At 65.8% G+C, this 13,364-nt stretch carries 13 protein-coding genes; 11 read left to right on the forward strand and 2 right to left on the reverse strand.

Annotated features, from left to right (window positions below; all coding sequences use genetic code 11):
* Entirely contained in the window at positions 1-933 is a 933-nt protein-coding gene (gene miaA, locus AC25Y4_RS10230; RefSeq protein ID WP_488120284.1) for a tRNA (adenosine(37)-N6)-dimethylallyltransferase MiaA, read from the forward strand.
* Positions 933-1,814 carry a diaminopimelate epimerase gene (dapF, locus tag AC25Y4_RS10235; protein ID WP_488120285.1) on the forward strand — a complete coding sequence of 294 codons (882 nt, stop codon included), beginning with the start codon at positions 933-935 and terminating at the stop codon, positions 1,812-1,814. The genes miaA and dapF overlap by 1 nt, the downstream gene beginning before the upstream one ends.
* A gap of 4 nt (positions 1,815-1,818) precedes the next feature.
* On the opposite strand, the gene AC25Y4_RS10240 is transcribed toward dapF, so the two are convergent.
* Positions 1,819-2,454 (reverse strand): class I SAM-dependent methyltransferase, encoded by a 636-nt coding sequence (locus AC25Y4_RS10240; protein ID WP_488120286.1) that lies wholly within the window; start codon positions 2,452-2,454, stop codon positions 1,819-1,821.
* Between the two features lie 41 nt (positions 2,455-2,495).
* Here AC25Y4_RS10240 and hflX point away from each other — a divergent pair, with 41 nt between their 5' ends.
* The 3 genes from hflX to metE all read left to right on the forward strand — a co-directional run bounded on the left by hflX (position 2,496) and on the right by metE (position 7,717).
* A complete protein-coding gene (hflX, locus tag AC25Y4_RS10245; RefSeq protein WP_488120287.1) occupies positions 2,496-4,025 on the forward strand; it encodes a GTPase HflX in 1,530 nt (509 codons plus the stop codon).
* A gap of 348 nt (positions 4,026-4,373) precedes the next feature.
* Positions 4,374-5,387: a methylenetetrahydrofolate reductase gene (locus AC25Y4_RS10250; RefSeq protein ID WP_488120288.1), complete on the forward strand. Its 1,014-nt coding sequence runs from the start codon at positions 4,374-4,376 to the stop codon at positions 5,385-5,387.
* Positions 5,384-7,717, forward strand: a complete 2,334-nt coding sequence (metE, locus tag AC25Y4_RS10255) for a 5-methyltetrahydropteroyltriglutamate--homocysteine S-methyltransferase (RefSeq protein WP_488120289.1) — start codon at positions 5,384-5,386, stop codon at positions 7,715-7,717. The genes AC25Y4_RS10250 and metE overlap by 4 nt, the downstream gene beginning before the upstream one ends.
* A 173-nt stretch (positions 7,718-7,890) precedes the next feature.
* Here the strand turns inward: metE and lexA are convergent, their stop codons facing one another.
* Positions 7,891-8,610, reverse strand: coding sequence for a transcriptional repressor LexA (gene lexA / locus AC25Y4_RS10260; protein ID WP_488120290.1), 720 nt, complete (start codon positions 8,608-8,610; stop codon positions 7,891-7,893).
* Positions 8,611-8,983: 373 nt separating this feature from the next.
* On the opposite strand from lexA, the gene AC25Y4_RS10265 reads away from it, so the two are divergent.
* The 6 genes from AC25Y4_RS10265 to AC25Y4_RS10290 all read left to right on the forward strand — a co-directional run bounded on the left by AC25Y4_RS10265 (position 8,984) and on the right by AC25Y4_RS10290 (position 13,345).
* Positions 8,984-9,304, forward strand: coding sequence for a LysM peptidoglycan-binding domain-containing protein (locus tag AC25Y4_RS10265; RefSeq protein ID WP_488120291.1), 321 nt, complete (start codon positions 8,984-8,986; stop codon positions 9,302-9,304).
* Positions 9,305-9,392: 88 nt separating this feature from the next.
* Complete coding sequence (locus AC25Y4_RS10270) at positions 9,393-10,481, forward strand: histidinol-phosphate transaminase (protein ID WP_488120292.1); 1,089 nt, start codon at positions 9,393-9,395, stop codon at positions 10,479-10,481.
* 9 nt (positions 10,482-10,490) lie between these two features.
* On the forward strand, positions 10,491-11,111 hold the full coding sequence (hisB, locus tag AC25Y4_RS10275; protein WP_488120293.1) for an imidazoleglycerol-phosphate dehydratase HisB: 621 nt from the start codon (positions 10,491-10,493) through the stop codon (positions 11,109-11,111).
* Entirely contained in the window at positions 11,108-11,740 is a 633-nt protein-coding gene (hisH, locus tag AC25Y4_RS10280; protein WP_488120294.1) for an imidazole glycerol phosphate synthase subunit HisH, read from the forward strand. The genes hisB and hisH overlap by 4 nt, the downstream gene beginning before the upstream one ends.
* 53 nt (positions 11,741-11,793) lie before the next feature.
* Positions 11,794-12,540, forward strand: a complete 747-nt coding sequence (gene priA / locus AC25Y4_RS10285) for a bifunctional 1-(5-phosphoribosyl)-5-((5-phosphoribosylamino)methylideneamino)imidazole-4-carboxamide isomerase/phosphoribosylanthranilate isomerase PriA (protein WP_488120295.1) — start codon at positions 11,794-11,796, stop codon at positions 12,538-12,540.
* A complete protein-coding gene (locus AC25Y4_RS10290; RefSeq protein ID WP_488120296.1) occupies positions 12,524-13,345 on the forward strand; it encodes an SseB family protein in 822 nt (273 codons plus the stop codon). The genes priA and AC25Y4_RS10290 overlap by 17 nt, the downstream gene beginning before the upstream one ends.
* The last annotated feature ends 19 nt before the right edge of the window (positions 13,346-13,364 follow it).

Here is a 13,364-nt window from a genome sequence, read left to right on the forward strand (position 1 = left end):
GTGAGTCACTCAGAGCTGATTACGGTTGTCGGCTCGACCGGCACCGGCAAGTCTGAACTGTCCCTCGAGATCGCCGAACGACTGGCACGCTCCGGCCAACCGGCCGAGATTGTCAATGCCGACGCGATGCAGTTGTATCGCGGCATGGACATCGGCACGGCAAAGCTGTCCGTCGAGGAGCGGCGGGGGATACCCCACCACATGCTCGATGTGCTCCCTGTGACGGCCGAAGCGACGGTGGCAAATTTCCAGCGGGACGCCAGGCACGCCATCGACGGCATCCGCTCTCGCGGGGCCGTGCCGATCCTCGTCGGCGGATCTGGACTCTACATCTCCGCCGTGGTCTTTGACTTCCAGTTCCCCGGAACCGACCCTGAGCTCCGTGCAGAACTCGAGGGCGAACTGACAGCGCACGGCCCAGGCGCCATCTACGCGCGCTTGAAAGCCGTCGATCCGGGTGCCGCAGAGCGGATCGGCCCGAGCAACGGCCGACGTCTCGTGCGCGCCCTCGAAGTCGTCACCATGACCGGATTGCCGCACGCTGCAGCACTGCCGGACGAACCCGTCTACTGGCTGCCGACGACGCTCATCGGGCTGCGCGCGCCGCGCGAAGAACTCACGATGAGGCTCGATGCCCGGGTCGACGGTATGTGGGCCGCCGGCCTCGTCGAGGAAGTGCGCTCGCTCATCCCCGCCGGTATTGAACACGGCGTGACGGCGAGCCGCGCTATCGGCTATGCCCAGGCGCTCGGTCAGATCCGCGGAGAGCTGACAGAGGCGAAAGCCATCGAGCAGACCCAACAGCTGACGCGGCGGTTCGCGCGTCGCCAGGTCAGCTGGTTCAAGCGCTACGCGCACACGACGTGGATCGACTACCAGTCAGAGGATCGGGTGGGCCAGGCCCTTGGGGCGGTGCAAACTACACTGGCCTGATGGGTATTGAGCTGCACTTCACCAAGGGCCAGGGCACCGGCAACGACTTCGTTCTCTTCTCCGACCCAGACGGTGAGATGGCACTCACACCCGAACAGATCAGGGCCGTCTGCGATCGCCGATTCGGCGTTGGCGCCGATGGAGTGATCCGTGCCGTCAAATCGGCGAACCTGCCGGAGGGCGCAGCCTCCCTTGCTGAAGACGACGCGGCCGTGTGGTTCATGGACTACTGGAACGCTGACGGCACCGTCTCAGAGATGTGCGGCAACGGCATCCGTGTCTTCACCCGCTTCCTCACCGACAACGGCCTCATCGAGCTGGCCCCAGGCGACACCATCGCCATCGGCACCCGGGCCGGTGTGCGCGACGTTCAGGTGAACCGCACCGGCTTCCAGGCAGACCTCGGTCGCTGGAGCTTCGCGGACGGCGAACCGCTGGTGCGCGCCAAGAACCTGCCCGTCGCCCGCCCAGGACTCGGCATCAACGTTGGCAACCCGCACGTCGTCGTTGCCGTGGCCGATGACGACGAGCTCGACTCTGTCGACCTCACCTTCATCCCGCAGCTGGAACCAGAATTGCCCGCCGGCGCGAACGTCGAGTTCGTGGTGCCAGGCGATCCGCTCGTCGTCGACGGCGTCGGCCACATCCGCATGCGCGTGCACGAGCGCGGCAGCGGAGAAACGCTCTCCTGCGGCACAGGCGCCGTGGCAGCGGCACTGGCGACCCGACACTGGGCGGGTGCCTCAGCACCTCACCAGTGGCGCGTCCAGGTGCCAGGCGGCGTGCTTGGCGTGCGGATGTTCCCCACCGAAGACGGCGAGCACGTCTCGTTGTCCGGTCCGGCAGAACTCGTCTTCGACGGGGTGCTGAACCTCGGCTAAGTCGTTAGCCCAGGTCCGGTTCGTCCGGGAGACCCCTGCGGTGCACCCGCAGCACGCGGAAGCCCTTGCTGGTGGTTTCCCTCGTGGTGGTGAAGTCGTCAGACAGTTCGCCGTCCAGCCAACGCTGGAGCGAGTCAGAACCCAGGTTGCGCTGCACAACGAGCCAGGCATCCGACTCAGGGGCAAGCCGTGGCAGCCAGGTCGTCATGAGGTCGTGCAAGACGGCCTTTCCAACGCGAATCGGCGGATTCGACAGGATCGTGCGGAAACGGATGTCGTCGGGAACATCCGCGGCGAGCACGGCGTTGATGTTGGTGAGGCCGAGACGCTCTGCATTGCGGCGCACCAGATCGAGGGCGCGCTCGTTGACGTCAACGGCCCAGATCGTTGCGTGCGGAGAAAGCAGGGCCAGGTGCAAGCTGATGGGTCCCCACCCACAGCCCAGGTCGAGGAAATCGCCGCCGGGCGGTGGAGGCGGGGTATTGTTCAGCAACACCTCCGTGCCGGTATCGACATGCTCGGGACTGAACACCGCATTCGCGGTCGTCACAGTGTGTTTTTGGCCGGCCAGCTGCACGGAAATCTGTCGCAGTTTAAGTTCGCTGTCGGGCGCCGAAGAGAAATAGTGCTCGGGTGCCATAGAGGGAACTTACCGGAATTAGAGGAACTAGGGTTAAAGCAATGACTGAACCACAGACGCCCCACGAAGACGATGTCGTCGCACGTGTGCTGGCAAACGCCGAGAGCCGCTCATCCGGATATGCCGTTTTCGGGGGCTCAGCGCAAGCTTTGCAGACCGACGCGAGTGCCTCGACCGACGCAGAGCGCGACGGTGACCAGTTCGACCGCCAGGACCGCAATGCGCTCCGCCGCGTCGCTGGTCTCTCCACCGAACTCGAAGACGTCACCGAGGTCGAGTACCGCCAGCTGCGCCTGGAGAACGTCATCCTGATCGGCCTGTACACCCACGGCACGACGGCAGACGCCGAGAACTCGATGCGCGAGCTTGCCGCACTGGCCGAGACAGCCGGTGCCACCGTGCTCGATGGGCTGCTGCAGCGCAGGGCGACTCCCGACCCCAGCACCTACCTCGGTAAGGGCAAGGTGCAGGAGCTTGCAGGACTCGTCCAGGCGCTCGGCGCCGACACCGTGATTGCCGACACCGAGCTGGCCCCGAGCCAGCGACGTGCCCTTGAGGACCTCGTCAAGGTGAAGGTCATCGACCGCACTGCTGTCATCCTCGACATTTTCAGCCAGCACGCCAAGAGTCGCGAGGGTAAAGCCCAGGTTGAGCTGGCGCAGCTGGAATACCTGCTTCCGCGCTTGCGCGGATGGGGTGACTCGATGTCCCGCCAGGCCGGTGGCCAGGTGGGTGGCGCCGGTGCAGGCATGGGGTCCCGTGGACCCGGTGAGACGAAGATCGAACTCGACCGCCGCCGCATTCACACCCGGATGTCGAAGCTTCGCAAGCAGATGGTCGAGATGAAGCCGGCACGCGAGGCCAAGCGGGCGAACCGCAAGCGCAACTCCGTGCCATCCGTTGCCATCGTCGGGTACACGAACGCCGGCAAGTCCAGCCTGCTGAACCGCATCACGAAGGCCGGCCTGCTGGTCGAGAACTCGCTCTTCGCGACGCTGGATGCCACGGTGCGGAAGTCAGTGACGGCCGACGGCCGCCAGTACACCTTCACGGACACGGTGGGCTTCGTTCGCAACCTGCCTCACCAGTTGGTGGAGGCGTTCCGCTCCACTCTCGAAGAGGTCGCCGACTCCGACGTCATCGTGCACGTTGTCGACGGGTCGCACCCAGACCCGGCCAGCCAGCTCACCACGGTGCGCGACGTCATCGGCGAAGTCGGCGCCAGGGACATCCCCGAACTCGTCGTGTTCAACAAGAGCGACCTCGTGAGCGAGGACGACCGCCTCGTACTGCGCGGGCTGGAGCCGAAGGCCATCTTCGTCTCTGCACGCACCGGAGAGGGCGTCGAGGAACTGCTCGAAGCCATCGCGACGCTGTTGCCGAGACCCGGCATCGAACTCGACCTCCTCATCCCGTACGAGCGCGGCGACCTCATCGCCCTCCTGCACGACCAGGGCAAGGTGCTCTCCACCGAGTACGCGGAGGCCGGCACCCAGGTGCGGGCGATGGTCACCCCGGAGATCCAGCCACAGTTCGCGCCGTTTGCGCGCGTAGAGGCCATCACGGCCTAACCGTGCTCCATCACGCCCGGCTTCCCACGGCGTGACTGCGCTGCGCGGGTCGCCCGCAGCTTCGCTGGTGCTGCAGCTACCGCGTAGCTGCGTCTGACCCGCGGGGCTGCTTCGGCGCGCCCGCACGTCCAGATTCAGCCCCGCGGTACTCCGCGCGAAACAATCTGTCACACCCTTTTTCATTCGACTTCGGTGTTGTTAGAGTCGCTCCAATCGTTGCCGACCGGACCAATCCGATCGGCATGGAGCGACAGCCGAGCCCGGCACCCGCCCGCGACAATTCACCAGCATTTCGCTGGTGGACCGCGGCTGCCCGGCCGCGGCAGCGCTTATGCCGAATGAGGTTTTATGACTACGACGACGGACCCTGACTGTCCTCGCCGCGTTCCGGTGTCGTTCGAGCTCTACCCGCCGCGAACGGATGCCGCAGCGACCGCTCTCACTGAGACGATCGACAGGCTGGCGGCGGCCAGGCCAGACTTCATCTCCGTGACGTACGGCGCCAACGGTTCGTCCCGCACCGCGTCTCTCGAAGTCCTGAGTTACATCCTGCATGCCACCGGCGTCGAACCGATGGCCCACCTCACCTGCGTCGGCTCGTCGCACGCAGAGGCCAGCCAGCTCATTCGCGAATTTCTGGATGCCGGCGTCCGCAGCTTCCTGGCCCTCCGCGGCGACGCCCCTGAGGGCACCGTCGACGGAGAGCCCTTCCTTGGCGATCTGAAGAGCGCAGGGGAGCTCGTGCAGCTCATCCACCGTGTACAGGCAGAGCGGGTGCCATACAGCGAGAGCGTCATCCCAGGGCTCCCTGGCGCCAGGGCGGTGAAGTCGGAGCGCGACAAGGTGCGTGTCGCCGTCGCCGCGTTCCCCAACGGTCACCCGCGCTCCCGCTCCACCTCGCAGGACATCGACACGCTCCTTGCCAAGCAAGCGGCGGGAGCGAACCTGGCCATCACGCAGTTGTTCTTCCACGCCGATCACTACCTGAGCTTCATCCAGCGGGCTAGGGAAGCTGGCGTTGAATTCCCCATCCTGCCCGGCATCATGCCGGTGACCAGCCCGGCCAGGCTCACGCGCATCCTGCAGCTCTCCGGCGAGGAGCTGCCCTCTGAGCTCTCCATCCAGCTGGAGATCGAGCCGACCGACGAGGGCAAACGAGAGATCGGCGTCCAGCACGCCGCCGCCCTTGCGCAGGAGCTCGTGGCCGGCGGCGCCCCCGGCTTGCACCTGTACGCGTTCAACCAGCACCGCACGGTGCTCTCGGTGCTCGAACGGGCCGGGGCCCTCCCCACCAACTACCAGCCATCTGACCGACAGCCCACCACCGCAGTATCTGCCTCAACAGTCAAGGAACCAGCATGACAACCACTCCCGCATTCCCGACAGGCACCATCCTCGGATACCCGCGCATCGGCCGCCGCCGCGAGCTGAAGAAGGCTGTTGAAGCCTTCTGGGCCGGTCGCATCGACGAGGCCACCCTCGAGCAGACCGCGGCTGACCTCCGCGAGGCCACGCGCGCCCGCCTCGTTGCACTGGGTCTCGGCCGGGATGACTCCTCGATCCCCGAGTCATTCTCGTACTACGACCAGGTGCTGGATGCCGCAGTGACAGTGGGCGCCGTCCCCGCCCGCTTCGCTGGGTTGGTCGACGCAGACGGCCGCATCGACCTCGCCGGTTACTTCACGCTGGCACGAGGTGAGGGCGACAACCTGCCGCTCGAAATGACCAAATGGTTCGACTCGAACTATCACTACCTGGTGCCGGAGATTGGCCCTGAGACCAACTTCACCCTCGCGAGCGATCGGATCGTGCGTGAATTCGAGGAGGCAGCCGCCGCCGGTTACCTGACCAGGCCCGTCATCGTCGGCCCGGTCACGCTGCTGGCCCTCAGCAAGCCCAGCGATGAGGCCCCAAAGGGCTTCGTGCCGCTCTCGCGACTCGACGACCTGATCCCGGTCTACGCCGCGCTGCTCGCCCGTCTGGCGGATGCCGGTGCACAGTGGGTGCAGCTCGACGAGCCGGCTCTCGTCAGCGAGAGCATCGAGGTTCCCCGCAGTGAGGTGTACGGGGCCGCCCAGTTCGCCTACTCGGTGCTCGGACGACTGGAACAGCGCCCCGCGATCTTCGTGGCCGCGCCGTATGGCAGCCTCGACGACGCCCTCCCCGTGCTCGCAGCGGCCCCCATCGAGGCGATCGGCCTCGACCTCGTTCGCGGGCAGGTGCCGGAAGCCGTGGCAGGCCTGGCCGACAAGGTACTTGTCGCCGGTGTGATCGACGGTCACAACATCTGGCGGGGCGACCTCGCCGCCGCTTTCAACACGGTGGCCGCTGTTGCCGAGCTCAGCCCGCGCGTCGCCGTGTCCACCTCGACGTCGCTGCTGCACGTGCCGCACGACGTTGAAGACGAGTCAGAGCTCGGCGACGACCTCAGCAGCTGGCTGGCCTTCGCCGACCAGAAGGTGGCGCAGGTGGCCACCCTGGCGCGGGGCCTCGCCGACGGCACGGCGGCGATTCAGGCTGAGTTGGATGCGGCATCCGCTGCCCTGGCCGCCCGCCTTGCCGCCCCTGGCGTGCGTGACGGTGCCGTGCGCACCCGCGCAGCCGGCCTGACAGACGCGGACTTCAACCGCGGCGACTACGCCGCGAGGGTCACAGCACAGGACGCGGCTCTCGAGCTGCCGTTCCTGCCGACCACCACGATCGGGTCGTTCCCGCAGACCGGAGAGATTCGGCGCGCCAGGGCCCAGTTGAACAAGGACGAGCTGACCCTCGAGGAATACACCGCCCTCATGCGTGCAGAGATCGCCAGGGTCGTCGAGCTGCAGGAAGAAATCGGCCTCGATGTTCTCGTGCACGGTGAGCCGGAGCGCAACGACATGGTGCAGTACTTCGCTGAGAACCTCGACGGTTTCGCTGTCACCCAGAACGGTTGGGTGCAGTCGTACGGCAGCCGCTGCACGCGCCCGTCGATCCTCTGGGGCGACGTGTCGCGCCCGAAGCCGATCACCGTCGACTGGTCGGTCTACACGCAGTCGCTCACCGAGAAGCCCGTCAAGGGAATGCTCACCGGACCGGTGACCATCCTGGCGTGGTCGTTCGTGCGCGACGACCAGCCCCTCGGCGAGACGGCCCGACAAGTGGCGTTGGCCCTCCGCGACGAGATCGGTGATCTCGAGGCCGCCGGCATCAAGATTGTGCAGGTGGATGAGCCTGCCCTGCGCGAGCTGCTCCCGCTCAAGAAGAAGAACCAGGCCGACTACCTTGACTGGTCTGTGGGCTCCTTCAAGCTGGCGACCGCCGGTGTGGCTGCCGTCACGCAGATCCACACCCACCTCTGTTACTCGGAGTTCGGGGTCGTCATCGATGCCATCCGCAACCTGGATGCCGATGTCACCAGCATCGAGGCCGCCCGGTCGCGCATGGAGGTCGTCAGCGACATCCAGAGCAGCGGATTCGACCACGGCATTGGGCCTGGCGTGTACGACATCCACTCGCCTCGCGTGCCGAGCGTGACAGAGGTCACTGAGTTGATCAATCGGGCGCTGGAGTCGATCCCCGGCCGACAGGTCTGGATCAACCCTGACTGCGGCCTGAAGACCCGCGGCTACGACGAGACGGTCGACTCGCTCCGCAACATCCTGGAGGCGACGCGCGCCGTGCGCGCCGCGTCAGAGGTCGCTGTCTCCGCGTAATCGCGGCGGTGGCGCGGCCACACATGGAAATGGTCCCGGCTGGAATTCCAGCCGGGACCATGTGTCGTTGGTCGAGGAGCGAGCGTCAGCGGGTGTCTCGAGACCTCGCCGGTGCTGGTTTCGAGACGGCCCTGGCGGGCCTCCAGAAGCAGCGGTATTAGGCAGCAGCGGGATTAGACGGAGCGGAGTACCGCGACGACCTTGCCGAGGATCTCGGCGAAGTCACCGACGATGGGCTCGAAGTTGCTGTTGCGGGGGAGTAGCCAGGTGTGGCCGTCGCGCTGCCTGAAGACCTTGACCGTTGCCTCATTGTCGAGCATGGCGGCGACGATCTCGCCATTCTCTGCCGTCTTCTGCTGGCGCACGACAACCCAGTCGCCGTCGCAGATGGCGGCGTCGATCATTGATTCGCCGACGACCTTGAGCATGAACAAGTCACCCTTGCCCACCAGCTGGCGGGGGAGCGGGAAGATCTCGTCGATCTGCTGGTCGGCCGTGATGGGGATGCCGGCAGCAATGCGGCCGACGAGCGGCACCATTGCGGCGTCACCGATCTGGGCGCTGGGGAAGCCCTCCTGCTCGGCGATGGTCGCATCTTCCGGCGCCTGCGGGATCTCGATCAGAATCTCGAGGGCGCGGGGACGGTTCGGGTCACGGCGGAGGTATCCACTGAGCTCCAGCTGGTTGAGCTGGTGCGTCACGCTCGACAGCGACGCGAGTCCGACGGCATCGCCGATCTCGCGCATGCTCGGCGGGTAGCCGCGCTGGCTCACTGAGCGCTGGATGAAGTCGAGGATAGCCAGCTGCTTCTCGCTCAGGCTCTTCCGTCGCCTGGTGCCGCTCGCGCCAACCTTGTCGTTCTTGTTGCGTGAACTGCTGGTGTCTTGCGTCACTGTCCTCGCCTCTCATGCCTGTGGTGCGCTGTGCGAATGGCACGTCCGCTTGAATGTCGGTGGTGTCTGGTTGAGTACAACCGAACAATCGAAACTGTATCTGGCACACCCCTATTCGGCAAACGTTTGTTCGAGTGTGTCGCACATTTCTTTTTGGTAACAACCGCACACATGCTTGATTGTTCGAATAATCGAATATATATTCGGAACATAGATTCGTACCTGGCTCTCCCGGCCGAGAGCCGGGTACGTCCTTACCTGGAGGTTCGACATGAACGCAGTAGTGTGCATCGGAACACGTTCCACCGTCTCGCCCTTTGGCGGGGTACCCACAGCAACACCAATCACACCAGCCACAACCCCACGTCCCGTCGTGGCGACAACTCGCCTGCGTCTGACGCGGCGGGGTCGCGTCGTCTTCACGACGCTCGCAGCCGCTCCTCTTGTTGCGGCGGCATTCTTCCTTGCCCTGAGCGGTGGCGTTGCAGAGGCCTCAGGGGCCGGCACGGCCTCCGGTGCGGCCGACTTCGCCTACATCACGATCTCCGCGGGGGAGACCCTCTGGGAAGTTGCCGAATCACTGGCACCCGCCGCCGACCCGCGTGACGTCATTGCCGACATCGTCAACCTCAACCAACTGGCGAGTGAAGACGTGCAGCCCGGCCAGCGGCTGGCTCTGCCTGCGTCCTTCTAGGCGCGACGTTTCGCCGGGCGGCATCGCCTGGTGCGCCGCCACGCTTAGCTGAGAGGTGCTCTCACCTCCCAACGGTAAAGTTGGGCGAGTGACCAGCCTCGATGACCTTCCCCTTCGCGATGACCTCCGTGGTCAGACCCCATACGGCGCTCCGCAGAAGAGCGTCCCCGTTGCCCTCAACGTCAACGAGAACACGCACCCCATCCCAGAGGCTGTCGCGCATGACATCGTCGCGTCACTGGCCCGTGCGATCCTGACGGTCAATCGTTACCCAGACCGCGAGTTCACCGAACTGCGGGACGGTCTGGCTCGCTACCTCGGTCACGGCCTCACCCGCGACAACATCTGGGCGGCGAACGGCTCCAACGAGGTTCTCCAGCAGGTGCTGCAGGCGTTCGGCGGGCCTGGGCGAACGGTGCTCGGCTTCGCTCCCACCTATTCGATGTACTCGATTCTCGCGTCGGGCACCGGCACCCGCTGGGTAGCCGGCGACCGCGATGCCGATTTCGAGCTCTCTCCTGAGACTGCTGCCGACTGGGTGCAGCGCACGAATCCCGATCTGGTGTTCCTGTGCTCGCCGAACAACCCGACGGGTACCCCCCTTTCTCTCGACACCATCGAAGCGGTCTACAACGCCACCACCGGCATCGTCGTGGTTGATGAGGCCTATGCAGAGTTCGCGCCGGTCGGTGCGGCCAGTGCGTTGACACTGTTGCCGGGCCGGGAGCGCCTGTTGGTGTCTCGCACGATGAGCAAGGCGTTCGCATTTGCCGGTGCTCGCGTCGGCTATCTGGCCGCCGATCCGGCCGTCGCCGATGCGCTCCGCCTGGTGCGCCTGCCGTACCACCTGTCCGCGCTCACGCAGGCCGCCGCGAATGCCGCGCTCGCCCACTCCGGCGAGATGCTCGCCATGGTCGACGAGATCAGGGGACAGCGCGACCGCCTGGTCGTTGAGCTGGAGAAGCTCGGGTATGCGCCGCACCGCAGCTGGAGCAACTTCGTGCTGTTCGGCGGTGTGAAGGACCCGCACGCGACGTTCCTCGCGCTGTTGGATGAAGGCATCCTGATTCGTGACGTGGGAATCCCGAACCACCTGCGGGTGACGGCGGGGACCGAGGCGGAGACATCTGCCTTCCTAGACGCAATCGCGCGTGTCGACGCGCCCGAAGCCCAATAAACTAGCGACATGAGCTCACTTCCTGTCGCCTCGCACCGCACCGCTACCCTGCAGCGGAAGACGAGCGAGTCCAGCATCGTTCTCTCGATCGACCTCGACGGAACGGGTGTCAGTGACATTCACACGTCTGTGCCGTTCTACGACCACCTGCTGACCGCCTTCGCGAAGCACTCGCTGACCGACCTCACCGTGACAGCGGATGGCGACACCGACATCGACGTGCACCACACCGTGGAAGACATCGGCATCGTGCTCGGCCAGGCCATCAAGCAGGCCCTCGGGGACAAGGCAGGCATCTCCCGCTACGGCGACGCACTGGTTCCCCTCGATGAGGCGCTCGTGCAGGCCGTCGTCGACATCTCCGGCCGTCCATACCTCGTGCACACCGGCGAGCCTGCCGGGTTCGAATTCCACCTCATCGGTGGGCACTTCACCGGGTCGATGGTGCGCCACGTCTTCGAGGCCATTACCTACAACGCCGGCCTGACCGTGCACGTCACCGTGCAGGGCGGCCGCGACCCCCACCACATCGCCGAGGCGGAGTTCAAGGCGTTCGCGCGCGCATTCCGCCAGGCGAAGGCCCTCGACCCGCTTGTCGTCGGTGTCCCGTCCACCAAGGGTGCATTATGACCAACGTTGTCGTCTTTGACTACGGAACGGGCAATGTCCACTCCGCGGTGAAGGCTCTGGAATTGGCCGGCGCCGATGTCACGCTGACGTCGAACCGGAAGCTCGCCCTCGAAGCGGATGGGCTGCTGGTTCCCGGCGTCGGTGCCTTCAGCGCCGTCGTTGACGCTCTGAAGGCGGTCGGCGGCGACGAGATCATTGACCGCCGACTGTCGGGCGGACGCCCGGTGCTCGGCATCTGCGTTGGTATGCAGATCCTCTTCGAGCACGGCGTCGAGCGCGGCGTCAATTCTGACGGCCTCGGCGAATGGCCGGGTACCGTCACAGAGCTGAAGGCGCCCGTTCTGCCGCACATGGGCTGGAACACCGTCACGCCGGATGCCGATTCCGTTCTTTTCCGTGGAATCGCCGACGAGCGGTTCTACTTCGTGCACTCCTACGCCGCGCAGGAATGGTCGCTCGAGGTCATGCCTCCGTTCCCGATTCCGCAGTTGACCTGGGCAGACCACGGCGGGCCCTTCCTGGCTGCCGTCGAAAATGGACCGCTCACCGCCACGCAGTTCCACCCGGAGAAGTCGGGCGAAGCCGGCATCCGCTTGCTCACGAACTGGCTCGGATCGCTCAAACGGTAGTATCGAGAGTTCGTCTGGTCGCGCCAGCGGCACCCCACAATCAAGGAAATCCAATGAGTGAGTTCAACAAAACCCCGCGTCTCGTTCTGCTCCCGGCCGTTGACGTAGCCGGCGGCAAGGCAGTGCGCCTGACGCAGGGCGAAGCAGGCACAGAGACCAGCTACGGCGATCCCGTTGACGCGGCAGCCGACTGGGCAGCCCAGGGCGCCGAGTGGATTCACCTGGTCGACCTGGATGCAGCGTTCGGTCGCGGAAACAACACGTCTGTCCTGAAGAAGGTCATCAAGCAGGTTCGCGGCGTGAACGTGGAGCTGTCCGGCGGTATCCGTGACGACGCCTCCCTCGAAGCGGCGTTCAGCACGGGCGTCAAGCGCATCAACCTCGGCACGGCAGCGCTCGAGAACCCCGAATGGGCTGCCAGCGTCATCGCCCAGTACGGTGAGGCGGTCGCCGTCGGGCTCGACGTGCGCGGCACCACCCTCGCGGCACGCGGCTGGACCAAGGACGGCGGCGACATCTGGCAGGTCATGGACCGCCTCGAAGAAGCCGGATGCGCGCGCTACGTCGTCACAGACGTCACCAAGGACGGCACCCTGCAGGGCCCGAACATCGACCTGCTGCGCCAGGTGATGGACCGCACGCACCGCCCGGTCATCGCATCTGGTGGCATCTCCAGCCTTGACGACCTCGTGGCACTGCGCGAACTGGTTCCGCAGGGACTCGAGGGCGCCATCGTCGGCAAGGCTCTCTACGCCGGCGCATTCACGCTTGGCCAGGCGCTGGATGTCTCCGGCTCGTAATCTCGGCTCGACGGGAGCCCCCGGCGGCCCAGACGGGTCGGCCGGTCCGGCCGGTCCGGCCGATTCGGCCGGCCAGCCGTGGGCCGGCCGCGAATTCACGCCGAATACGCACGCCGACGACGACGGCAGTGCACCGGCGCAGCTGGTGTCAGCCATCCTGGCGTTTCGCTCCCGCGAGGCCGGCGAAGAGAGTGTCATCGACGCGATCCGTGAGTCTCGCCTGCTGATCCCGCTGATCGCCGAACTGGGCGAAGCGGGCGTCGGCGAGCATGGCCACATGATCGACAAGACCCAGGAGCTCTCAATCATCACGGTCGCGGGGCCAGACGGGCGCAATGTGCTTCCGGTCTTCTCCTCCGCTGCCGCCATGCAGGCATGGGACCCAGCTGCCAGACCGGTGCCCTCCAACGGGGTGACGGTCGCGTTGGCCGCTGCGCAGGAAAACACCGACGTCGTCGTGCTCGACCCGACAACGGAGACCGAGTTCGTGATCCGGCGGCCGGCACTCTGGGCGATCGCCCAGTCCAAACCCTGGACACCGAGCTATGCCAGCATCGCTGTGTCGAACGCGTTCCGGGAATCGGTCGCCTCTGAGCTCGCGGTCCTGGGGGTCGAACTCGTTGCCGGCGACCCGGATGCCCGGCTTGCCGGCCCTGAACTGATCGTGCGACTCGAACTGGTGCAGGGGCTCACGCAGGTGGAGCTGGATACCGTGCTCGCGCGACTGGCCAGCCGCTGGGCTGCCGACGACGCCGTTGCGACCGGCGTTGACTCCCTGAAGGTGCAGCTGATCTCCTCGGTCTAATCCTTAGGGAATGTCAGAG

The sequence above is a fragment of the Leifsonia sp. Y878 genome (genome assembly GCF_057669685.1).